General features: G+C 54.5%; 18 protein-coding genes. 12 read left to right on the top strand and 6 right to left on the bottom strand.

The window, feature by feature from the left end; all coding sequences use genetic code 11:
* Nucleotides 1-102: 102 nt before the first annotated feature.
* The 6 genes from RBH92_RS04650 to RBH92_RS04625 all read left to right on the top strand — a co-directional run bounded on the left by RBH92_RS04650 (nucleotide 103) and on the right by RBH92_RS04625 (nucleotide 9,585).
* Entirely contained in the window at nucleotides 103-492 is a 390-nt protein-coding gene (locus RBH92_RS04650; protein ID WP_307933475.1) for a hypothetical protein, read from the top strand.
* Nucleotides 493-606: 114 nt separating this feature from the next.
* A complete protein-coding gene (locus tag RBH92_RS04645) occupies nucleotides 607-852 on the top strand; it encodes a hypothetical protein (protein WP_307933474.1) in 246 nt (81 codons plus the stop codon).
* A 71-nt stretch (nucleotides 853-923) separates the two neighbouring features.
* On the top strand, nucleotides 924-1,193 hold the full coding sequence (locus RBH92_RS04640) for a hypothetical protein (protein WP_307933473.1): 270 nt from the start codon (nucleotides 924-926) through the stop codon (nucleotides 1,191-1,193).
* A complete protein-coding gene (locus tag RBH92_RS04635) occupies nucleotides 1,180-3,141 on the top strand; it encodes an autotransporter assembly complex protein TamA (RefSeq protein ID WP_307933472.1) in 1,962 nt (653 codons plus the stop codon). Before RBH92_RS04640 ends, RBH92_RS04635 begins: the two co-directional genes overlap by 14 nt.
* A gap of 16 nt (nucleotides 3,142-3,157) precedes the next feature.
* Entirely contained in the window at nucleotides 3,158-7,000 is a 3,843-nt protein-coding gene (locus tag RBH92_RS04630) for a translocation/assembly module TamB domain-containing protein (RefSeq protein ID WP_307933471.1), read from the top strand.
* Nucleotides 7,001-7,359: 359 nt separating this feature from the next.
* Nucleotides 7,360-9,585 carry a Tex family protein gene (locus RBH92_RS04625; RefSeq protein ID WP_307933470.1) on the top strand — a complete coding sequence of 742 codons (2,226 nt, stop codon included), beginning with the start codon at nucleotides 7,360-7,362 and terminating at the stop codon, nucleotides 9,583-9,585.
* Between the two features lie 195 nt (nucleotides 9,586-9,780).
* Here RBH92_RS04625 and RBH92_RS04620 read toward each other — a convergent pair whose 3' ends face one another.
* Entirely contained in the window at nucleotides 9,781-12,687 is a 2,907-nt protein-coding gene (locus tag RBH92_RS04620; protein ID WP_307933469.1) for a toll/interleukin-1 receptor domain-containing protein, read from the bottom strand.
* 311 nt (nucleotides 12,688-12,998) lie between these two features.
* On the opposite strand from RBH92_RS04620, the gene RBH92_RS04615 reads away from it, so the two are divergent.
* The 3 genes from RBH92_RS04615 (at nucleotide 12,999) to RBH92_RS04605 (ending at nucleotide 15,328) form a co-directional block, all read left to right on the top strand.
* Nucleotides 12,999-13,628 (top strand): PEP-CTERM sorting domain-containing protein, encoded by a 630-nt coding sequence (locus RBH92_RS04615; protein ID WP_307933468.1) that lies wholly within the window; start codon nucleotides 12,999-13,001, stop codon nucleotides 13,626-13,628.
* 143 nt (nucleotides 13,629-13,771) lie between these two features.
* A complete protein-coding gene (locus tag RBH92_RS04610; protein WP_307933467.1) occupies nucleotides 13,772-14,350 on the top strand; it encodes a YiiX/YebB-like N1pC/P60 family cysteine hydrolase in 579 nt (192 codons plus the stop codon).
* Nucleotides 14,351-14,602: 252 nt separating this feature from the next.
* Complete coding sequence (locus RBH92_RS04605; protein ID WP_307933466.1) at nucleotides 14,603-15,328, top strand: FxDxF family PEP-CTERM protein; 726 nt, start codon at nucleotides 14,603-14,605, stop codon at nucleotides 15,326-15,328.
* 93 nt (nucleotides 15,329-15,421) lie between these two features.
* Here the strand turns inward: RBH92_RS04605 and RBH92_RS04600 are convergent, their stop codons facing one another.
* From RBH92_RS04600 to RBH92_RS04580, 5 genes are all read right to left on the bottom strand, one after another.
* A complete protein-coding gene (locus RBH92_RS04600) occupies nucleotides 15,422-18,616 on the bottom strand; it encodes an efflux RND transporter permease subunit (RefSeq protein WP_307933465.1) in 3,195 nt (1,064 codons plus the stop codon).
* 56 nt (nucleotides 18,617-18,672) lie between these two features.
* Nucleotides 18,673-20,175, bottom strand: a complete 1,503-nt coding sequence (locus tag RBH92_RS04595) for an efflux RND transporter periplasmic adaptor subunit (protein WP_307933464.1) — start codon at nucleotides 20,173-20,175, stop codon at nucleotides 18,673-18,675.
* Between the two features lie 14 nt (nucleotides 20,176-20,189).
* A complete protein-coding gene (locus RBH92_RS04590; RefSeq protein ID WP_292924050.1) occupies nucleotides 20,190-21,617 on the bottom strand; it encodes a TolC family protein in 1,428 nt (475 codons plus the stop codon).
* Nucleotides 21,618-21,733: 116 nt separating this feature from the next.
* Nucleotides 21,734-22,108 carry a hypothetical protein gene (locus tag RBH92_RS04585; protein WP_307933463.1) on the bottom strand — a complete coding sequence of 125 codons (375 nt, stop codon included), beginning with the start codon at nucleotides 22,106-22,108 and terminating at the stop codon, nucleotides 21,734-21,736.
* A 112-nt stretch (nucleotides 22,109-22,220) separates the two neighbouring features.
* Nucleotides 22,221-22,817 carry a Maf family protein gene (locus RBH92_RS04580; protein WP_307933462.1) on the bottom strand — a complete coding sequence of 199 codons (597 nt, stop codon included), beginning with the start codon at nucleotides 22,815-22,817 and terminating at the stop codon, nucleotides 22,221-22,223.
* Between the two features lie 56 nt (nucleotides 22,818-22,873).
* Between RBH92_RS04580 and RBH92_RS04575 the strand changes: the two genes are divergently transcribed.
* The 3 genes from RBH92_RS04575 (at nucleotide 22,874) to plsX (ending at nucleotide 24,689) form a co-directional block, all read left to right on the top strand.
* Complete coding sequence (locus RBH92_RS04575; protein WP_307933461.1) at nucleotides 22,874-23,398, top strand: YceD family protein; 525 nt, start codon at nucleotides 22,874-22,876, stop codon at nucleotides 23,396-23,398.
* An 18-nt stretch (nucleotides 23,399-23,416) separates the two neighbouring features.
* Entirely contained in the window at nucleotides 23,417-23,596 is a 180-nt protein-coding gene (gene rpmF / locus RBH92_RS04570; protein ID WP_292924044.1) for a 50S ribosomal protein L32, read from the top strand.
* Between the two features lie 64 nt (nucleotides 23,597-23,660).
* On the top strand, nucleotides 23,661-24,689 hold the full coding sequence (plsX, locus tag RBH92_RS04565; protein ID WP_292924042.1) for a phosphate acyltransferase PlsX: 1,029 nt from the start codon (nucleotides 23,661-23,663) through the stop codon (nucleotides 24,687-24,689).

Below are 24,689 nucleotides of genomic sequence, written 5' to 3'. Positions count from 1 at the left end.
AATTTAGAAATGTTTGTTATATTAAAAACCGAAATGATGCATTCAATTGCATCATTTCGATACATCTAATTCTAGCTAGCTGTTTTACTTTGGAGGATCAACATGAAAAAAATCGCAGTTTCCTTACTGTTATCTGGCTTTCTTGCTCAAACTGCCATTGCTGATGTCTGTGACTATCGTCCAAGCCAATTGATCGGTGGTACTACTACTAGTGCTGTGGCGGGTAGTGCCGGTACAGTCGCTGCAACCGGAGTAGGAATGAAGGCGGCTGGAATATATACCCTTACGCACGCAACCACAGGCGCCGCTATGCTGGGTTCAACCGCAGCAGGTGCATCGGCAGCCGGAACAACCGGCATCATTGCCGGCAGTGCTGGTTTTCTCGGCACTGCCGGTGCTGTACTTATGTCACCCTTTGTGATTATCCCTACAGCCGTCGCAGCAGTTGGAATTGGTGCTTACGAAGGTGGTTGCTACCTCTCTGGCAAGTGATTTGCGCAACAGCCACACATAACGTTAGGCGTCAAGCGCAACTAGTTGAAGTAGTTTGCTGAGCATACGCCCTCAAGAGGATTGGAAAATCAATCAACACCTTGGAACCTGAGAATGAAGCACAAAATCTCTTTGACAGTCGGCGCTGTTCTATTCGGCGTTCTTATCTACTACGGAGAGCCATGGATCGCATTGGTTGCAATCGCAGGACCAATTATGGCTTTGGTCCTTACGGTCACGGGCGTTTCCGGTGCGGCCATATTCACTTGGCTTTCTGCCGGAAAGCAACTACCTATTGTGACTGTCGTTGGATTTTTGATCACGGCGGCTTTGGCGGCCTACTCTTTTCTAATCAAGTAACCTAAGCCCGGTAGGTTGGGGTGAGCCTGCGAACCCCAACATCAAATATTGGCATGAGGAAATGAACAACCATGCGATACCGGCGTGCTGATGTAAAAGGCGGAACCTACTTCTTCACGGTCAATCTTGCCCAACGTCACCTGCGCTTGTTATTGGATCATGTGGAAATTTTGCGCGAAGCTGTCAAAACGGTTAAGCCCGGTAGGATGCGCCGGCTGCAAGGAGGCGCATCAATCAGAAAAACGGTGCGATGCGCTGCGGTTATCGCACCTTACTCATTGGCAGCGACCGGCGCGTTGACGTCATTTCCGGTCGCGTTAGCGCGAATTGACTTCCGGTGACCGGTTCGGATTGCGGCAATCGAGCAATTTACAGATTACCAGGCAATTCGCTGAGTCATTCGCTTGCGTGATGGAACCCTTCGGCTGCTATCAACCTCAATACATACATCCATTTGCAAAACAGCGGCAGGTTTTCTCATCACCGGAAAGTCATCGCTCTAATTCTCAATTGCTGACTACTTTTCTGAAATACCGGTTTCATTGGATTGCGCTGCTAATGCTGGCCAGCGTTTTTCCCCTTCCTGCGATGGCCCAGGAAACATCGGGATCATCCGGCAATCCGGCGATCGTCACGTTGTCGGCGTCGGCTGCGGTCAAGGAAATGCTGCAAAAATACATTCAACTCCCCACGGAACCGTTTGCCAGCGACTATGATGAATTATTTTTTCTGCACCGCATGCAAAAGGAAATTCGCGACATCCTGGCGACCGAAGGTTACTTCGATCCTGTAGTGTCCATCGCGCAGCCCGCAACACAAACCTTAACCAAGACCGCTGAAATCACCGTCGATCCCGGAGAATTGACGCGCGTCGGTTCGGTCACGATTGAATTTTCCGGTGACATTGCCAATGGCGATGAAAACCACCGCAAGCGCATCGAACGGCTGCGCGCCGCTTGGCCGCTTACTACCGGACAGCCGTTCCGCTCCGCCATCTGGGAGCAAGCAAAATCGGCGTTGATCGATGACCTGACGCAACAGGCATTCGCCGCGGCGGCGATCACCGCCAGCCAGGCCAGCGTCGACCCCGGCGAGGCGCGCGCGGATCTGGTGATTACCGTCGATTCCGGGCCGGTGTTCTACTTCGGCGATATCCAGATCACCGGCTTGCAACGCTACGATGCAACACTGGTCACCCGGCTCGCGCCGTTCAAAGCGGGTGATGAGTATCAGCGCGATTTGCTGCATCAATATCAAATCCTGCTGCAGAAAGCGCCACAATTCAGTACTGTATCGGTCAGCATCTCGCCGGACATCGCGTTGCATCAAGCAGCGCCGGTTCAAGTCGTGCTGACGGAAGCGCAATCGCAGCGTTTCGCCTTCGGCGCCGGTTACAGCTCGAACAATGGCGCGCGCGGCGAAGTCAATTACCGTCATCATAATTTTCTCGATCAAGCCTGGAATCTCACCAGTTTGCTGCGCCTCGAGCAAAAGCGGCAAACGTTTCTAGCGGGAATCGACACTTTGCCCGATCAAAACAACGTCAATCATTCGCTCGGCGCCAGCCTGCAAATGACCGACATCGAGGGCCTGAAAACCGTCGAACAGAAAATCGGTGTTTCGCGCAATTACCAGACACCGTCGCTATTCATGCAACTCGGTCTGAATTGGCAGCGCGAGCATAAAAAACCCGACGGCGCAATCAATCAAATCAACGAAGCGTTGGTGCTGGATTGGCGCTGGCGGCGGCAAGTGGCCGACGATCCGGTCAATATCCGGCGCGGCGATATCACCGAGATGCGCATCGGCGGCGGCAGTCAGCAATTACTATCGGATCAGGATTTTATCCGCACCTATGCCCGGCATCAAAGCTGGTGGCCGGTGGGATCGCGCGATACATTTTTCCTGCGTGCTGAGGCCGGTTATACATTGGCCTCGTCACGCTTCGGCATTCCGCAAGAATATCTGTTCCGCGCCGGTGGTATTCAATCACTGCGCGGTTATGATTTCAAAGGCATCGGTGTCCACGAAGGCAATGCCGTCGTCGGTGGCCGGGTGATGGCGACCGGTACCGCCGAGTATACCCATTGGTTGACCCAGCAATGGGGCGCAGCGGCATTTGCCGACATCGGCAGCGCGGCCGACCGCTGGCAAGACATGCAAATGTTTCTCGCCTACGGCGCCGGTCTCCGCTGGCGCAGCCCGGTTGGGCCGCTCGCGCTCGATCTGGCGCGCGGGCACGAAACCGGTTCACTGCGCGTGCATTTCTCAATGGCTGTCGCTTTTTGATAAGGTAAAGCCGTTCATGATCGATCAACACACTAAAAACCCGCTTCCCCCTAAAACCGCGCGGCGCTATCGCAAGCTGGCGATCGGCTTATTGCTTTTGCTGGCACTGCCGTCCGTTGCCGGTTATTGGTTGCTGTACAGCGCATCCGGATTGCAATCGGCCGCCGCCGCTGCTAATCGTTGGAGCGGCGGCGCGATCCGGTTGACCGGCGTGCACGGCACGCTGCAAGACCTGCACGTTGAAACTATTCATTTCAGCAACGCTGAGCTGGCGCTGACACTGCAGAGTCTCCACATGCGCTGGAATCCGGTGCAATTGTTTCACCGGCAGATCAACATCCAGCGGCTGGCGCTGGCGGCGATCCGCATCGATCAGCACGCGGTTGATACCGCGCCTGCCACCCCGCAACCGCCGGATAGCTTACTGCTGCCGTTCGGATTATCGATTGCAATCATGACTGCCGATGCCATTCATCTCAATGCGGCATCCCAGAAAAATGCCACGCCGGTAATCACCGGTCTGACACTGGCACTGGAAAGCGACGGCCAGTATCACCGGCTCAAACAACTGAACTTCACCACACCGTGGGCAACCGTCGAATCGCAAGCGGAACTTGACGGCAACGCGCCGTTTGCACTGAATGCGCGTATCGGCGCCATCGCCGCCGGTTCATGGGGCGGCATCGACACCACCGTCACCGGCAATTTGGAGCAGCTCACGATTCAATCCGCCAGCCGCCCGCCCGCAGCCAATATGACACTGCAAGCGCAGTTACAACCGTTTGCCGCGAATCCGGTTACGCAACTGCACGCCATCCTGCAACAGTGGAATCCGGGTGATTTTGCGGCAACCGCGCCGCAAGCGAAGCTGTCGGTGTCGGCACAGTTGACGCAAAATGAGGCCGGGCAATTGACAGGTAATATCGACATCGAAAATTATGCACCCGCACCGCTCGATCAAGGCGGCATCCCGCTGTCGGCCATCCATGCCCGCGCACTGATCTCCTCACAATTGCTGGCGCTGCCGGAGATTCGCGCGTTATCCGGAAAGGGTGGCGTTGTGCGCGGACAACTGACTTGGGACTGGAATAAGCACGTCCTCACAGCGGATTTGGCGGTCGAGCGGATCGATCCGCAGCAATTGGACAGCCGCCTGCAAAGCGCTGCCATCTCGGGCAAGATCGAACTCACCGGCGATGCGGACAAGCAATCCGCCCGTGCCGATCTGCGCGACCGGTCGCTGCGCTTGACCGCCGGAATTACTCATACCGCCGGTGAACTCATACTCGAACAGTTCAATTTACAACGCAACCGCTCGCGCTTGACCGGTCAAGGCAAGCTACAACTGACCGGAGAACAAATGTTTGACGTGTCGGGAGCGTTGATCAACTTCAACAACGCGGATTTTATTCAGACCGCCGATTCCAACCTGAACGCCACCCTACAGGCATCCGGTCAATTGCTTCCGGCAGCTAGTGGCACTTTAACCTATGCCATCCACAACAGCCGCCTGGGGAAATCGCCGGTCAACGGTTCGGGTGAGATCGCATTCACCGGTACCGGCCGCTTCAGTGGCAAGGCTGAGTTGCTGGCAGGCTCAAACCGTTTGCTCGCGCACGGCCGCATGGACGGCGAACAGCACGATGCCCAACTGACAGTGAATGCCCCAGCGTTGGCGCAACTGGGTTTGGGTATATCCGGCGACTTGCAGACGCAGCTTATTTTCCGCGGCACGATGCAAGCGCCCGATCTCGATTGGAAACTGACCAGCAAACAGCTGGAATTACCCGGCAAACAAAAACTCTCGGGCATTTCCGCCAGCGCACGATGGCATCAAAAAGACACCATTGCGCTGAACCTTGCCGTGGAGACTTACCGCGCGCACGAACAAGCAACGCTCAAGCAGTTATCCGCCATCCTCGACGGTAAAACCGCCGGTCACCATCTAGCGATCAACGCCACTATCAATAAAGATACCGCCGTTCAATTGGCGGCAAGCGGCAGCTTGAGTCCTGCAAAGCCGGGGCTGCCGCTGCGCTGGCAGGGTCAGTTGACCGAGCTTTCCGCCACCGGGGACATGCCGGTTCGCCTGCTGGCACCGGCGGCACTCGCGGCCAGCGCCACGTTGTTTTCGCTGAACGATGCAGCGCTGTCGATTTCCAGCGGATCGGTCCGTATCGAGCAATTGCACTGGACACCCAGCAGCTGGAAAACCCGCGGCGATTTCACCGGCATTGCACTGTTGTTGCCCGACACACCGGCGCACGCAAAAGACGCTCCGCTGCAATTGGGCGGCCACTGGCAGTTCGATGCCGCCGCGCAACTGACAGGCGAATTGCATATTCAACGCGAACGCGGCGACTGGCATTTGCCCGGCGATGTGCCGCAGCCGCTGGGATTGCAACAATTGCAACTGCAAGCAACCGCACGGCACGGAAGCTTGTCCGGACAATTCGCGCTGAACAGCGAAGCGCTGGGGAGCGTTCGAGCGGAGGTGACGCTGCCGCTGCAGCCAAAGAAAACACAGTGGTCCATTGCCAAGGAATCGCCGCTACAGGGTAATATCCACGCCACCCTCGCCAGCTTGAAATGGCTCAACGCAGCCGGTAATAATCTGCGCGCCGATGGCGAATTGCGGATCCAGGCCGGTATCCACGGCACCTTGCAGCAACCCGATATCCACGGCACGGTTGCCGGTACGAATTTAAGCCTGGCTTTACTGGAACAAGGAATCCGCTTGCAGCAAGGTACTCTGGCCGCACGTTTTCAGCAAACGGATTTGCACATCGACCGGTTGCATTTTGCCAGTCCCCATGCAGCGCCGCCGGACAACCGCCTGTTCCGCGACCTGGCGCTGGAAGGTACGGCTGGTTCGTTGACTGTCAGCGGCAAAATCGGATTAACCGGCGCTTCTGGCCAGCTCGATTTCTCCCTCGACCGGTTGCCGCTTGCGCATAAAACCGATTACTGGATTGTCACTTCCGGTCAAGGCGCTATCCACTTGCAAAACAACCGTCTCAGCGTCACCGGCGGCTTACGAACCGATGCGGGATTAATCATGCAACCGCCGGAAAACCGCCCGGCGTTACCGGACGATATCGTGCTGGTGAATGTCCCGTCAGCGCAACAGCCGCAAAAACTAGCGCTGGATTTAGACATGAATCTTAATTTGGGCGAGAAGTTTTATATCCGTGCTTCCGGCCTGGAAGGCCGTCTGACCGGACAACTGCAAGCCCGCAGCAGCGGCAATCAGCCGCTCAAGCTCACCGGCGCCATCGCCGCCCAGGACGCCGCATTCAAGGCATACGGCCAGGACTTGACGGTCAGGCGCGGCATCGTCAGTTTCCAAGGTTCGCTCGACGATCCGAACCTGAATGTGCTAGCGGTGCGGGAGGGTCTGGCAGTCGAAGCCGGTGTCGAAATCGCCGGATCAGTACGTCACCCGCGCGTGAAACTGGTGTCGACGCCGGAAGTTCCCGATACCGAAAAGCTGTCCTGGATCGTATTGGGTAGAAAACCCGACACCAGCGGACTCGATACGTCGGTATTACTGTCGGCGGCCGGCTCGATACTCGGCGGCCAATCCGGCAGCGGTCTCACCGACCGGATTACCCAAGCACTCGGTGTCGACGAGATCACGTTCAAGCAAGCCGGGGTTGGCAGCTCTTTGAGCGGACAAATTGGCGTGATCGGCAAACGCATCTCATCGCGCGCATACTTGAGTTATGAACGCGGCCTAACCGCCACGACGATAGGTATCACCAAATTGACTTACAATCTGACGCCCAAAGTCACCGTTGTCACCCAAGCGGGTGAAGACAGCGCGGTGGATCTTTTCTATACGATTCAGTTTGATTGACAACACAGAATACCCATCGATGGACGGGATGTAGCAGTGCAATTTCTCGCGGTTGCTCAACGCAACAACTATTGGAGACCTTTGCACGGTGTCATGAGCGGTACGAGAATAAGGCAAAAATTTGCGAAAAAGCGGAGTTTACACGAGGTAAATGAGCATTTTTCGCGAATTTTTAACGCAATTATCGTGCCGCGCAGTAACCGTGCAAAGGTCTCTATTGGATTATCATTGAATAAAGCGGTATGAATTAACGCAACCGGGATCAAAATCGCACAATTCCGCTCGATAGTAAGATATTGCGACCCCACCGCCTCTTGGTTTACCATCTCTACCCACTTCAACGACCGAAACACATCTCCATGCTGCCTTCCATCGAACAACGCCTCGCCACCGAGCTGTCGGTAAAAACATCGCAAGTCCAGGCCACCGTGGAATTGCTCGACGATGGCGCGACGGTGCCGTTTATCGCGCGTTACCGCAAGGAGGCGACCGGTGGGTTGGACGATGCGCAGTTGCGCCAATTGGCGGAGCGGCTGCATAGTTTGCGCGAGCTGGAGAAGCGGCGCGCGGCGATCATTAGTACGATTGAGAAACTCGGCAAGATGACGCCGCCGTTGCTCGATGCGTTGACGCACGCAACGGACAAAGCGCATCTGGAGGATTTGTACCTGCCGTACCGCAAGAAGCGCCGCACCAAGGCGCAGATCGCGCATGAGGCCGGTTTGCAACCATTAGCGGATAGCCTGTTGAACGATCCGCGGCTCGATCCACTGGCGGAAGCGGCGAAATACCTGAAAGCGCCGTTCACCTCGGAAGAAGGCGACAATCCCGGCGTAGCGGATGCCGCTGCCGCGCTGGAAGGCGCGCAGCATATTTTGATTGAGCGTTTTGCCGAACATGCGCCACTATTGCAAACGTTGCGCGATTATTTGCGCACGCATGGCGTACTGACTGCGAAAGTGGCCAAGGACAAAAAGGACGGCGACACCAAATACACCGATTACCACGAGTACAGCGAAGCGATCGGCAAAATCCCGTCGCATCGCGCGTTGGCATTGTTGCGCGGCGAGCGCGAAGGGGTTTTGAAATTGAAGCTGTTACTGGATTCCGAATTGGAAGACAAATCCCGCAACCTGACGCTGAATCCGTGCGAACTGATGATCGCGCGGGCATTCAACATCCGCGACCAGAAACACGCGGCGGATGACTGGTTGATCGACACCGTGCGCCAGGCCTGGCGCACGAAAATCTTTGCGCATCTGGAAACGGAATTGATGGGCAACTTGCAAGAAAACGCCGAAACCGAGGCGATCCGCGTGTTCGCGCAGAACCTCAAAGCCCTGCTGCTCGCCCCGCCCGCCGGTGCGCGCGTCACCATCGGTTTGGATCCGGGCTTGCGCACCGGCGTGAAGGTGGCGGTTGTGGACGCGACTGGCAAAGTGCTCGACACCGCGACAATTTATCCGCACGCGCCGAGAAACGATTGGGATGGCGCATTGCACACGCTGAAGCAACTGGCTGAGCGCCATCAAGCCACGCTGATCGCCATCGGCAACGGCACCGCATCGCGCGAAACCGATCATCTGGCCAAGGAGCTGAGCAAAAAATATCCGCAACTCAAACTGACGTCGATCATGGTGTCGGAAGCCGGTGCTTCGGTGTACTCCGCATCCGAGCTGGCGTCTGAGGAATTGCCGGATTTGGACGTGTCGCTGCGCGGCGCGGTGTCGATTGCGCGGCGGCTGCAAGACCCGCTCGCCGAATTGGTCAAGATCGACCCGAAATCGATCGGCGTCGGGCAGTACCAGCATGACGTCAATCAAAGCCAGCTGGCGCAATCACTCGACGCCGTGGTGGAAGACAGCGTCAACGCCGTCGGTGTCGACGTCAACACCGCGTCCCCGGCGTTGTTGCGCTATGTGGCCGGGCTGAACAGCAAAATCGCGCACAACATCGTCGCGCACCGCAACAGCAAGGGCCGCTTCGCCAAACGCGCCGACTTGCTGAAAGTCCCCAGCCTGGGCGAAAAAACCTTCGAACAAGCGGCTGGATTCCTGCGCATTCCAGGCGGCAACAATCCACTCGACGCTTCCGCCGTGCACCCGGAATCGTATCCGCTGGTCGAGCGGATTCTCGCCGACATCAACCTGAAAGTCAGCGAACTGATCGGCAATCAATCCGCGCTGAAATCGATCCGTCCGGAAAAATACACCACGGCGCAATCCGGTCTGCTGACCGTCAAGGACATCCTGCACGAACTGGAAAAACCCGGCCGCGACCCGCGTTCATCGTTCAAAACCGCGACGTTCAAGGAAGGCGTCGAATCGATCAAGGACTTGCACCCCGGCATGGTGCTCGAAGGCGTGGTCACCAACGTCGCCGCGTTCGGCGCGTTCGTCGACATCGGCGTGCATCAGGACGGCCTGGTGCATATCTCCGCACTGGCGGATAAATTCATCAAGGATCCTCATGCGGTGGTGAAAGTCGGGCAAGTGGTCACGGTCAAGGTGCTGGAAGCCGATGAAAAGCGCAAACGGATTGCGCTGACCATGCGGTTGAGCGATAGCACAGCGGCAAAACGCTAAGGAAACGCTGATTAATTCGGCGAACGAGATGAAGCACGAGGCGCACGGAACACAGCAACCGAGACATATCTTACTAGATAGGCAAGGGAGCGAGTACCGCGCAACGAAGTGATTCGCTCGTGTAGTCAATTAATCAGCGTTTCCTTAATCGCTCGGTTTGATTGCGATACCATTACCGCCGGCAAGCAGCCATCGTCAATCGCCATCATCCGGTTCGCCGGATTCAAATAATCCAGCAAGATAGGCAGGAACCTGAACACCTTCGTCGCGCACGCGGCGCTTGATTTGGCGCAACCGCGTTCCAATATCACTTAACTGTTTGGCTTCCTCAGCAGTCGGCATTGCACTCTCCGTCAGGTAAATCGACCAGTTTTTAAGACTATTCGCCAGAGCCGCGCCGTATGCAGCAAAGTTGGTTTGCACCAATTGATCGTAAATATTCACCGCACGCCCAATCGCTGCCAGCGCTTCTGCGCGCTGCCCGTCCCCCGCCAGACGGATCGACCAGTTGTTAAGGCTCATTGCCAAAGCCGAGGCGTACGCGTCGGAGTCGCACTTTGCGAGTTGCTCACGGATCTCGACTGACCGCTTACTCGCTGCCAATGCTTTCACATGTTGCCCGTTCTCCGCTAGACGAACCGAACAGTTGTTGAGGCTCGCCGCCAGAGCCGGGCCGTACGCGGCGAAATTGGCTTGCGCCAGTTGATCGCTGATTGCTACCGCGCGTTCGATCACAGTCAATGCTTCTGCGCCTCCCTCATTTTCCGCCAGACAAGTCGACAAGCTATCGAGACTACTTGCCAGGTCTGTATCAAGCAATGTGGCAGGATTAGATTTCGCCAATTGTTCGTAGATTTCCACTGCACGCTTACTCACTTCCAGAGCTTTCTGGTACTGCCCATCTTCCACCAGACGAATCGACCAGTTGTTAAGACTATTCGCTAATACTAAACCGTATTCCTTAAAGTTCTCCTTCGCTAGTTGCTCAAGAATTACCACTGCACGTTCAATCGTCACCAACCCTTGCTTGAGTTGTCCATTTTCACCCAAAAGATTCGATAAATTATTCAGACTTAGTGCCAGATCCGATCCATATGTAGCAGAACCACCGTCAGACTCACACATCAATTGTTCATAAATATCCACCGCGCATTTTATCGCAGCTAACCCTTCCTCACGCCGTCCGCTCCGAACTAAACAAATCGATAAATTATTGAGGCTATCCGCCCAATACGAACCATACCTGCCAAAATCAGCTTGCGCCAATTGCTCGTGAGCTTGCACCGCTTTTTGCCCGGTTGCGATGGCCAGCGGCAGCAGGCTGCGCTCCAGTTTAATCCGGCGTAACGCAACAACGATTAAAGCACTGCGTTCGTCATCTTGAACCACCCAGCCGATCAACGCTTGCAATGGCCACGTTCGTTGCAAAATGAACTGCGCGTCGTGTATCAGCCGCCCCAGCATGGAGCTGGCTTCACGGCTATCCGCAGCGGCGGCCAGTGCGCAGTATTGCCATGCACCGGCCTGGTCACCGGTGATTTCGGTCAATGCGTGGTGCAGCAAATCGGCGGCGAGCAGATCAGGTTGCAACGCAGGAATGCCGCCATCGAGCCACAGGCTGGTTTGTTTGAGCTGATTCAGCGCGGGCAGACGGATATCGAGCGGCAGCGCTTCGCTCGCTTGGATCAACTGACGCAGCGCTTCACCCGGCAATTTACCGGCGATCGCGGCCAGCGCGCGCAGCATGACCAGGCAATGCGGATCGAGCTGCAGCAGCTTGGCTTCCTTGACCAGTCGATTGATTTCGTATTGCTGCACCAAGGCGCGCAGAATCTCCGGTGCGTTCAGCTCGTGCGCGCCGGGCTGCTGCATGCCATGTACGGCCAGCGCCAGCACGAACAGCGGACGCTGGTGCGTGGTGTGGCGCTTCTGCCAATGGTGAAAGTCGGCTTGTGTGAGCGGCAGCGGCGGCGCGGCGCATCGTTGCCGCTGGTGCAATTGTTTCCACGCCTCCTGAAACAATTGCCAGGCATTGGCATTGGTGTCTGCGCCATCGGCCAGGCCGGTCAATTCGAAGCCGGGTGCGATGATTTCTTGCGCGGTTTGCGTCAGTTGTTGCAGGAAATCGCCGTTGCGCCCGAGCAGCAACACACGCAGTTTGCACGTCAGCGGCTGGCACGCGAGCGCTTCCAGCAATGCGCGTACCTTGTCCGGGCGCTGTTCCGGGTAATCGATCACCAGCAACGTTCCCGCACCGCCGGTATACCAGCTGCCGCTCAGCCCTTGCGCTTCACCCGACTGCCAGCCTTTGTGTTCGCGCAATTGGCGGGCGAACTCGAACGCCAGCCGGGTTTTTCCGGTGCCGCCTTCGCCGGTGATCAGGCGGCAACTGATCTGTTGCGGCGCGTCCGCCCAAGCGTGCAAGGTTTGCAATTCGTGTTCGCGGCCGATCAGACCGGTCAAGCGGCTTTTCCAGCTCAGCAAGTATTCGATGCTGTTCGCGTTGAAGCTGGCGCTGAGATCGGGAATGTTGAGGCAACGTTGGCCTTGGCCTTCGCTGACGATGCATTCGCCGTCCTGCCAGCCGATAGACAAACCGCTCAGCCAGGACTGCAAGGTTTGCAGCAGATCGGCGGGCGCTTGCGCTTCGGCGCGGATCAATTGGCGCAAGCGCTCGGGATCTTCGCCGCGCAATAATCCAACGAGCAGACGATACGGCAATGGATCATCCAGGTCATGAAATTTCAAGGCGTTGACGCCTTGCAGAAACGACGAACATTGCGCGATGTGTTCGGGCGACGCGCCCGGCAGCAGCACCGGAATGACGCAATGCTGACGCTGCTGGATTTGCCGCCGCAGCGCTGCGTCGGCTTCCGCTTGCTGGTACGGGCCGATGCCGTGCGGTCCGAAGAAAATCACGATAAAGCGGCTGTTGCGCAATCCTTGCTCCAGATTGCGCAACCACTCATCGCCCGGCGCGATATCCCATTTATCGAGGAAACAGCTCAGCCCTTGCCGGTGCAGCGCGACGGCAATGCGCTCCACCGCCGGTTTGTCGGTGCCGTGATGCGACAGGAAAGCGTCAAACGGATTATCGGTCATCCATCATCCAGGGAGAGTTGTAGAAAGCGGCAAACTGCGCACCATCGCGCCGATGATAAATCGTCTTTGCAGCAGCGGGAAGATTTTTCAGCAATGGCTGCAGAGTGACATTTCAAAAAACAAATTGCTGGCGATTATTGTTCCAGTTCTTTTTTAGAAATGGCAAATCCTCAACAGACATAACACACTGTACTGATTGGAAGAATACCTCTTGCAATTGCCCGGCAGCGGGCATACCATGTAAACGAAACCGGTCATCAGCAACTGCCGGTTTTGGTTAGTTTTCTGCTTCTTAATCACAGGAGAATAGTATGAAAACAATGAATTCTTTAAAACGCACCATCGCAGCCGGTTTTATTTCGATCGGCGCTTCAATGGGCATGACTTCGATTGCAAGTGCGGCGCCGACTGTCATCGGCTTTGAGGAATGGGGCGATGTCGGCCTCAGCGGTCCCGTCATCACCAATCAATATGCGGGAGTGGTATTTTCATCCACCGGCTCTAACGTCAATATCGTCAGCAGCCAGCCCAATATCGGTGACGGACTGAATTTCTTATGCACCGGTAGCCCCGGTATCAATTGCGTGGGCGAAACGATTCTGAGTTTTGCTGACCCGGTATCCAGCCTGTCTTTTCTGGCAGTTGGCAGTAACAACTCAGGTGTTCAGGCGCTGGTCGACGTGTTTGTGAACGGCGCTTTTGCCGCAACCAACAACATCACCGTGGGCGGCATATTCAATACGCCGGATCTGGTTGATTTATCTGCGTTTAATGACGTGACCTCGATCCGCATTTACAATATCACCGACGGCGGCGGCTTAGGCTGGGATAATTTCACATTCACCTCCGCCGTGCCGGAACCTGAAACTTACGCCATGCTGTTGCTTGGTTTGGGTTTGTTGGGATTCGTGGCTTATCGCAGAAAAGCAATTGCAGCGTAACTCCGGATTCATCATCCGATCCAGGACGGGAGCTTAGGCTCCCGTTTTTGTTGGGTGGATTGCGCCGGTAATGTGACTGGGAGACAATGCGGGAACAAGACATCAATCCGCCGTGCGACATTTCATCCAAAGGGAGACAGATCATGGGAACGAAAAAATTCGAGGGACTGGAACGTAAAGCCTACCCGCAAATCCGCAACAACATTCAAACCGGCGATATCTTCTTCGCTTCCGGCAATTATCCGATGAGCCGGATCATCGAGCATTTTTCCGATTCGATGTTCAGCCACGTCGGTTTCGTATTCACCTGGAATGAGCGCGTGCTGTTGCTGGAGAGCGTCGAAGACGACGGCGTGCGCATGGTGCCGTTGAGCCAGTATCTGAGCGATTACGAAAATTCCGGCGAACCGTACAATGGCCGGATCTTTCTCGGCAGGCACAACACACCGTTCGATACCGCGAAAATCAACCAGATGCTCGGCAAAGCCGCCGACACGCTCAACAAGAAATACGACAAAGACGAAATCGCCAAAATCATCGCCCGCATCACCATCGGTCTCGGCAAGCACGGCGATAACGATGCGTATATCTGCTCCGAATTCGTCGACATCTGCTTCCGCGAAATCGGCATCGTCTTCCCGCGCGATTCCAGAGGATTCATTTTCCCCGAGCATATCGCAGCGGATGCCAATGTCGATGCGTTGTTCGAAATCGTGGCTTAATGCGCATGATATTAAAACCGGTGTGCCAAGCATCTTTGAAAGCAGAATCGCATGAAGGCATTTGCAATAAGAAACAGTAAAACTGTCCTATTGACAAAATAAATTACATCCCTACAAAAAAAGTGGATATAATCCCGCGCTCATAGGACTCTCAAACAATTGATAATTAAGATAAAATTATGCAATCCAAGAGTTTCTGTGAATAATTAAGAATCAATAACTAAACAATAACTCTTAAAGGAATTTATTAAAATGCGTATTTTATCGGCTTTAGCATTACTCGCTTTGACGAGCGCGCCGGTTGCTGCAATGCCAACCGTTGTGTTCGATTTTGCGAACCTCAAATACAGTGGCGGCGTCAATACCGGTTTCCTGCCAACCGACGGCATCGCTTGTAGCGGCGGCGACCTGTGCAGTTCGAACATCGCCTCGTCGCTCAGCGGCGATCTGACCTTCACCAACGGTGGCCTGACCGTACACGCCAAAGGCTCCTACGATGGTGGCGCTTTCGGTTCAGGCGCAGCAGTTGTCCAAGATCACGATAACGGCTACAACGGCAAGCTTTCAGGAAAAGATGCCATCGGTGCTGGCTTGGGCGTTTACCACCTGAAGACTGACACCAGCGACGATAACATTACATCAAAAGAAAAAATCTGGTTGCATTTCGATCAACCCGTTGACTTGTCATCCGTCGGTTTCCGCGCGGAAGGACACAACACCACCGGCTGGATTTCGAATGCAACTTTCCAATACAGCTTCGACAATTCCACCTGGACCACAGGTTTGTTGCCCAAAGATGTCGGTCAATTCGCTTTGAGTCACACCGGTCAAGATTTTTACTTTAAATTCGGCGGCGGTCATGCGGATCAATTTTATATCAGCTCACTAACGGTATCGGCTGTTCCAGAACCGGAAACCTATGCAATGCTGCTGGCGGGTTTAGGCTTGCTCGGATTCAGCGTACGCCGCAAAAAATAGTCTCAATCTTGCCTTATCGGCGTTGATTTTTTATCCTCGTTGTATTTCTCACAATGCAACGAGGAGCTTCGAGTTCCATACCCAGAAGCCTCTTTATTTCCCCTCACTTCCTCGATGCACCAGCAAATACAACACCGGCACAACCAATAGCGACAGCAACGATTGCGACAGCGTGCTGCCGATCATCACGGTTGCCAATGTGCGTTGCACTTCGGCGCCGGTGCTGGTGCTGAGCGCCATCGGCAGGAAGCCGAGCGATTCGACCCAGGTGGTGATCAACACCGGGCGCAGCCGCAGCAGCGAGCCGGTACGAATCGCTTGTTCCAGCGGCAATCCTTGCTGCCGCAGGTCGCGAATGAATGACAACAGTACCAAGCCATCCAGCACTGCCACTCCGGACATGGCGATGAAGCCGACACCGGCGGAAATCGACAGGGGGATATCGCGCAGCCACAAGGCAACGATACCGCCGACGATTGCCAGCGGCACCGCGCTGAATACCAGCAGGCTGTCGCGGAAACTGCCGAGCATGGTATACAGCAGGAAAAATACCAATCCGAGCGCCAGCGGAATCACAATTTTCAAACGGTCCGCCGCCATCAGCAATTGTTCGAACTGCCCGCCCCACGACAACCAGTAGCCTGCCGGAATCTTGACTTGCTGTTCGATCAATTTCTCCGCTTCCATCACAAAAGAGCCGATGTCGCGGCCGCGCACGTTCGCGGTAATCACCACGCGGCGCTTGCCGTTCTCGCGGCTGATTTGATTCGGGCCTTTGGCTATGTGCAAATCGGCCACTTCGCCAAGCGCGACATACACCGGCAGTGGCGCGGCTGGAATATTCTGGCCGCCGCCCGCCAGCGCCGGGTTCATCGGCATATTTTGCGCGCCAGGCGCGGCCGGCACCGGTAATTTGATCGGCAGCCGCTTGAGCGTTTCGATATCGCTGCGCAATTGCTCCGGCAGCCGCACTTGCAGTTCAAAGCGGCGATCGCCTTCAAAAATCAGACCGGTCACCCGTCCGCCGATGGCAATATTGATCGCATCCTGCACGTCGCTGCCGTTCAAGCCGTAGCGCGCCATTTTTTCGCGGTTCATTTGCACCGACAGCACCGGCAAACCGGTGATTTGCTCGACCCGCACATCCGCTGCGCCGGGCACCGATTTGACGATTTTTTCGATTTGCTCGGCCATGGTCAGCATGACATCGAGATCGTCACCAAACACTTTCACCGCGACGTCCGAACGCACGCCGGATATCAATTCGTTAAACCGCATTTCGATCGGCTGGGTGAATTCAAAGTTATTACCGGGAACTTTGCGTACCGCTTGATCCATTGCGGCGACCAATTCTTCTTTACTGCGGTATTTACCCGACCATTCGGATTGCGGTTTGATGATGATGAAAATATCGGCAACGCTCGGGGGCATCGGATCGGTGGCGATCTCCGCCGTGCCGATTTTGGAAAAGACGCGGCTGACTTCGGTAAATTGCTTGATGGTTTGCTCCAGCTCGTTTTGCATATCGATCGCGGTGCTCAAGCTGGTGCCGGGAATGCGCAGCGCATGCAATGCGATATCCTCCTCGTCCAGGCTCGGAATGAATTCACTGCCCATGCGCGTCGTCAGCAGCAGCGGCAGAATCACCACAACTACTGCGATAGTGACCGTCAATTCCTTATGTTTCAGCGCCGCATCCAACGCCGGCGCGTAGATATTTCTCGCCCACTGCACTGCCGCGCCTTCTTTTTCCATCATTTTGCCGGACAAAAACATCGCCACCGCTGCCGGCACGAACGTGACCGACAGAAACACCGCGCCGAGCAACGCCAGCAATACCGTAAACGCCATCGGATGGAACATTTTGCCTTCTACACCGGACAATGCAAACACCGGCAAGTACACCACCATGATGATCACTTGTCCGAACAACAACGCGCGCCGCACTTCCTTGGACGCGTCGAAGACGATCTCGAAACGCTCATCGGGTGTCAGTTGCCGGCCCAATCGTTGCTGTTCCAGCGACAAGCGGCGGATGCAGTTTTCAACGATGATGACGGCGCCGTCGACGATAATGCCGAAGTCGAGCGCGCCGAGACTCAGCAGGTTGGCGCTGACGTTGTTCGCCACCATGCCGCTGATGGTGAACAGCATCGACAGTGGAATAATCAATGCCGTGATCAATGCCGCACGCAAATTACCGAGTGAAATGAACAACACCACGATTACCAGCGCCGCACCTTCCAGCAAGTTATTGGAAACCGTGCTGATTGTCTTGTCGACCAGCGTAGTGCGGTCATAAACGGCCGCCGCCGTCACCCCGGCGGGCAAGCTGCGGTTGATCTCAGCCAGTTTTTCAGCAGCCGCTTGCGAAACGACGCGGCTGTTTTCCCCCATCAGCATGAACGCCGTGCCCAGCACCACTTCGTGTCCGTCCTGGGTCGCGGCGCCAGTGCGCAATTCCTTGCCGATCAGTACGTCGGCAACATTTTTGACGCGGATCGGCACCCCCTGGCTACTGCCGAGGATGATTTCGCCGATTTCGACCAGGTTTGCCACCTGCCCCGGCACCCTGACCAAATATTGTTCGCCGCTTTTTTCGATATAGCCCGCGCCAACGTTGAGATTGTTACGCTCCAGCGCCAATACCAAATCCTGCAACGTCAAGCCGACTGCGAGCAACTTCTCCGGATACGGCGAAACATGGTACTGCTTAACGTAACCACCGATCGAGTTGACTTCGGTAACACCCTTCACCATGCGCATGCGCGGCTTGATCACCCAGTCTTGCAATTCACGTAAATCCATCGGTGTGTACGCTGTGCCGTCCGGTTTGCGCGCATCCGGATCGGCATCGACGGTCCACATGAAAATCTCACCCAGCCCGGTGGAAATCGGTCCCATCGCCGGAACAATCCCAACAGGCAGACGGCTTTTGACATCCTGAATTCTCTGACTGACCAACTGCCGCGCCAGATAAATATCGGTGCCGTCTTTGAAGATCACCGTCACCTGCGACAAGCCGTAACGCGACAATGAGCGGGTGTATTCGAGATCGGGCAGGCCGGACATCGCCATTTCGATCGGGAAAGTAATCCGCTGCTCTGCTTCGAGGGGCGTATAACCCGGCGCGGTGGTATTGATTTGCACTTGCACGTTGGTAATGTCGGGCACCGCGTCGATCGGCAGCTTCAGATAGTTGTACATGCCGAACCCGGCCATTGCCGCGACCGCCACCAATATCAAGCCGCGCTGATAAATGGATAGTTTCAGTAAGCGCTCAAACATGGCGGCTCCTTGCAAGCGCTATCGATCGCTTGCGCGGGCAATTAATCAGCGTTTCCTTAATGGTCATGGCTGGCCCCCGCTTTGTCCATGTCCGCCTTGATCGCAAAACTGTTGCCGGAAGCGTATTGCTCCCCGGCGGTTATGCCGCGCAACACTTCCACCCAATGACCGTCGCTGCGACCCAATTCCAGCGGACGTGCTTCGAAATAATCGCCGTAACGGCCAAAAACCACGGTCCAATCGCGGTACGTTTGAATCGCTTGCGCCGAAACTGCCACCGGCACTTCGATTTCATCCGATACCAGTTCGACGCTGACGAACATACCCGGATGCCAGCGGCCATCGGGGTTATCGAGAATCACCCGCGCCGTGGCGGTACGCGTCTGGCCGCCAATCAGCGTGGTAATGTACGTGACGACACCCTCGCCCTCGACATCGTAAGCGGTCGCTGTCACGCGCGCTTTCTGGCCGGTTCTGACGATGCTCAAGTCCTTCGGATAAACCGTCACGGCGGTCCAGACATTGGACATATCAGCCACGGTAAAAATCGGCATATCATCTTTGAACACTGCGCCCAGGGCGACTGTTTTCGATAGAATGAGTCCTGAAATCGGCGCCCGCACTTCATAGCGTGTCAGGTCCTTGGCAGGCAATCCCGGTTCGGGCCGCACCCCCAGGGCGCGCAGCTTTTCCGCCGCCAGATCGGATGCAATCCGGGCTTCGCTAAATGCCAATTCCGCCGCCAGATAATCTTGCTTAGCGGAAATTTTTTCCTGCCACAATTGTTTCTCCCGCTCATACACGGTCTTGGCAAGAGCCAAGCGGCGTTGCGCAGCCAAATACTGGCTTTGCAGATCGGCCAGTAACTGACTTTCGATCACCGCCATCACGTCGCCCTTTTTCACCGATTGCCCGGCTTCGTAATTCACCGCCGCCACGACCCCCGGCAGACGCGGCACGACTTGCACGACGCTGTTCGGATTAACCACGATCTCGCCCGGCAATTTCAAGGTCGAATGAATCACCGCCGGACCTGCCGTCAATATTTCGACACCGATCGCACGCAGCATATCGCCGGTCATTTCCAATCGCGCTTCGACTTGACTGTGCCCCCAGCGATAAATTTGACCATTACGCTCGGCAACAATCGCCAGATCGAACGAATGCGGCTCTTCGATAACCTGATCGCCGAGCAGGTAATCCGCCTCGGGCGTAAATTTGATTAATTGGATCGGCGCGCCAAGACGTGACAGGTTGATGGAAACCTTCGCCGCCGCTGGCGCCAGCGGCTTGCCGCTGTCGTACAGATAAACCCGGAACTGCGGCGGCACGCCTTTTTCAAAAATCGTCAATTCGACACCGAAACCGTTATCGGTAAACAATTTACCGCCTCTTGGCCCGGTTTCTTGAAGAGACGCCGGCGACTTTCCATTGGCATCAGAACCATTCTCAGCCGATTTGATTGCCGACGGTTTCTCCAGTGTCAGAATCATTGCTGCCAATACAATTCCGATGACAATGACGATCAGTACCGGCATCCAGCGCGATTTATTCACCATGTTGTTTATCCTCATTACGGTAGCTCCGGTAATTGCTGCCCAGTTCTGGCTCCCGGCTTGACACTCTCAAGCGGCGCTGCGATCAGGCGTTCGATGTCATTGACCAAGCGCTGATAATTGGCCAGCGCACGCACATAGAGCACTTGGTTCTGAAACAGCACGCGTTGCGCATCGAGTAATTCCAGCAGTCCGAATTTGCCCAGTTCATAACCTCTACGCATGACGTTAAACGCGCTCTTAGCGCCCGGTAAAATTTCGTCTCGCAAAATATTGATTTCGTTCCAGGACGCCGACATTGCTTCATACGACAGCGCCAATTCGGTTCTCAGCCGCAATTCCGTTGCTTGCTGCTCATCTTCTGCTTTGCTGACCCGGTGGTACGCTTCTTTCAAATTTCCTTGATTGCGGTCGAACAGCGGCAACGGGATCATCACGCTTGCCACTGCCGTGGTGCCGCCCAATTGCGCGTGATGCACCGCACCGGCATTCAGCGTCAGATTAGGGATGCGGCGTGTTTCCTCGACTTTGAGCAAGGCCTTGCGGTGTTCGATATTCTTCATCGCGCGCAGTGCCATCGGATTGTCCAATACTCGCTGCTGCAACAGTTGAAAATCCGGCGGCGGAACGGCAACTTCCAGAACACCTTGCGCTTTTTCAAACTGCGGATTGGCACTATCCCACATCAGCGCTAGACGCTTACGCGCCGAAACCAAATCCCGGTAAGCTTGTTCGTATTCTATATTAGTCGCCGACAAACCAACCTTGGCACGGGTCTCTTCGATCGGCGGCACTTTGCCCGCTTGTACTCTGCGTACTACCGTATCAAACACCGTTTGCGCCAGCTGCCGGGTTTCTTCAGCGAGCCTGAGCCGCTCCTGCCCGGCCAGCACATCGGTGAACAAATTCGCTACTCGCGCCATGATTTCGACACGCCTTGACTCGTAATCCCTTGCGGCCAGCTCCTCGCCCAGCAATGCAGCATCGACCCGGGCTGCACGTTTACCACCCAATTCGATCAACTGGCCGATCCGGATGGTTGTCAGTTGTTGTACCACCTCTTGAGCCACGGCATCCGGCGAATTGACATCACCGCTTAATTTTTGGATATTGCCCGGATTTTCCACATTTGCTGTGAGTTCCGGGTTTCGCAACAACCCGGCCTGTAAGGTCGCGCCTTCCAGCGCCTTCATTTCTTTGGCGAATGCCGCCAATTCAGGATTAAGTGTCAAGGCCAAATTGATCGCATCGCGTAACGTCAAATCACCGGCATCACTCGCCGGTATGGCTGCCGATCTTTCATTGGATTGGTCCGATGCAATGCTGAAAGTGTCGGTACCGGCTTCAATCCGCAATGGGATAGCCAACATCAAGATAAGACATAGCTGAAAAACCCGCAGCCCGTATGCAACCCACCGTGTGGAATTCAGGTCGCTTAAATTCATGAAATTCTCCCGCAGAGTCATAACATGTATGAATCACGCTCTTGTTCAGAGCCATGCTGAACTGTTCCGTAGCTGACTAAAAATTTGCAGCCAGCATGTAAACAGCCGAAACGCCGTTAGCTTGGAAAGATTATGCGGGGTGGCCGGAGCGGCAAATCCGGGATTGTTTCAGGAACTGCTTCAGAAATGAAAACGGTCATGACTTCCGTTATATTCTGTGCAGCCACCGAAGGCAAGGAGTTGAAGAAAAACGGTTGATATTGCCCTGCGGAATGTAAACACAGATGCGTTGCCGCATCCAATTCAACACCGTCCCAGGAAACGTTGTTCCGATGCATTTCCAGATGTGTTGCGGGATCAGCGGAAAACGCATGGCGGGCATGATCCAGTTCATGCGCGAAAACTTCGCCGCGGAATGATAAGCTCAGTCCGTTCGTCAATATGCTGACAACCAGCATAACGATTAGCGGATAAGCTCTGTATTTCCTCATGAATGTCTCAGTTAAAGATAAGTGAAAATCTCACTCCGCTATAATCATTCCACATTATGCCTAGCTTTGCAATTGACGATTATCACGATAAAAACGCTTTTATTGATGCATATCAAATAATCTGCACCCCTTCCGCCTTCAGCATATCGACCAGGGCGATCAGCGGCAATCCGATCAATCCGGTTGGATCATCGCCTGTCATTTTTTCGATCAATGCAATCCCCAATCCTTCCGATTTCGCGCTGCCGGCGCACTGATAAGGTTGTTCCATTTGCAAATAATGTTCGATTTGCATATCGTTCAATGGCCGATACTTCACATAGTAAGGCGAGAGATGGCTTTGCAACCGGTTGGTAGCGCTGTTCAAAAGGCAAAGCGCTGTATAAAAAACCACTTCCCGGCCTTGAATCAAGCACAACTGCTCGGTTGCATTGCGGTGATTCAATGGCTTTCCCAGAGGCTTGTCACCCAATGCAGCGACTTGATCGGAACCGATAATCAATGCTTGCGGATAGATACCGGCAATTGCGCGCGCTTTCGCTTCAGCCAAACGGCAAGCGGTTTGTCCGGGCAATTCACCGTCCAGCGGCGCTTCTTCAATCTGCGGACTACAGGTATCAAAAGGAATTTGTAATCGTTGCAGCAATTCTTTGCGATAAATCGAACCGGAGCCCAGTATTATTGTTGAAGTAATCTGTTGTGTTTTCAAAATTTCCTTTTGTATTTTTTGACACTTACGATTAAAAACTATAACATGCGCGCCTTATGTCTGTACGGTTTGTTATCGATCCCCTCGAATTTGTAAAAAATGCGGGTAATCACCATGATAAAATCCCGTTGGATGAACTTGCGCGCTTGCATGACTTGCTGTTTGACCGGGAAGGAGAAATAATTTACTGCATCACCGGACGGTTTGATCAAAACGAAAAACCGGGTTTGCATTTGCAGATTAATGGCAAAATTCACCTGAATTGCCAGCGTTGTCTCGATAAATTAGTTCATACTGTTGATCTTGAAACATTCCTGTTGCTTGCAAAAGATGAATTTGAACTGTATCAAGCGGATGATGATGACAGTGTGGAAGCAATATTAGCAACGCCTGAATTGGATGTTGTCAGTTTAATCGAAGAAGAAGTCATACTGAGTCTTTCCATTTCATCGCGTCATGCCGAAGGTGAATGCAGCACACTTGAATTGGAAGCAACCGACGATCATCTGGACGACAACCCGCAACCGGCACATCCCGCGCATCCTTTTTCGGCATTGGCGGCACTAAAGAAAGCAAACTAAGTTTAAGGAGTAATTTACATGGCTGTTCAACAAAATAAGAAATCCCCTTCAAAACGCGGCATGCATCGCTCTCATGATTTCCTGACCGATCCTCCATTAGCCGTTGAGCCTAATACCGGCGAAATTCATTTACGCCACCATATCAGCCCTAATGGTTATTATCGCGGCAAGAAAGTAGTCAAAACCAAAAACGATTAAATCTTTCCCTATTGCTACAAACCGCATTGAAATATAGCTTTTCCGAGTCTCAAGAGCACCGAAATTGGATATCACTGTAGCAATAGATTGCATGGGCGGCGACCATGGCCCCCATGTTACTGTGCCGTCCGCTCTGGATTATTTGCGGCAGGATCCCGAGGCTAACATCATTCTGGTTGGAATTCCCGACGCGATTGAAGCTGAGTTGCACGCCGCCAAAGCGGATTTTGGTCCGAGAATCCGCCTACACCCCGCCAGTGAAGTTGTCGGCATGGACGAATCGCCTTCAGCGGCTTTACGCGGCAAAAAAGATTCGTCGATGCGCGTGGCTATCAATCTTGTCAAAACAGGGGAAGCCCAGGCTTGTATCAGTGCCGGCAATACCGGCGCGCTACTGGCAACGTCCCGGTTCGTCTTGAAAACAATTCCCGGCGTGGATCGCCCTGCGCTTGCAGTCGTTTTACCCACCAGCACTGGCCATACTTACGTTCTGGATTTGGGAGCCAATATCGATTGCACTGCCGAACATTTGTTTCAATTTGGTATCATGGGTGCTTCGCTGGTATCCTCAGTCGAAAATAAAGCGTTCCCCAGCGTAGGCTTACTCAATGTCGGAGAAGAAGAAATTAAAGGCAATGAAGTCGTAAAACAGGCTGCCGAGCTGTTGCGCCGTAGCGGTCTCAATTTTTATGGTAACGTTGAAGGTAACGATATTTATAAAGGAACGACCGATGTCGTGGTATGTGATGGGTTTGTTGGAAACATCACGTTAAAAACGTCTGAGGGCTTGGCTCAAATGCTGGCAACTTATTTACGGCAAGAATTCAAGCGGAATCTCTTGACTAAGTTGGCCGGCGTGATTGCAATGCCGGTAATCAAATCCTTCAAGCACCGGGTGGATCATCGCCGCTATAATGGCGCCAGTTTTTTAGGGTTGCGCGGTATCGTCATCAAAAGCCATGGATCTGCGGATAAATATGCCTTCAGTTTCGCAATCAAACGCGCCGCCGATGAAGTGCGAGGCGGCATGCTGCGGCATATCAGTGAGCGGGTCGCAGAGTTTTCCCGTCACGCTCAATCCACTTCTAATTAA

The sequence above is a fragment of the Nitrosomonas sp. sh817 genome, from assembly GCF_030908545.1.
Taxonomy (GTDB): domain Bacteria; phylum Pseudomonadota; class Gammaproteobacteria; order Burkholderiales; family Nitrosomonadaceae; genus Nitrosomonas.
The sequence above is the reverse complement of the archived record's forward strand: the minus strand, read 5'-3'. Positions and strand labels throughout refer to the sequence as shown.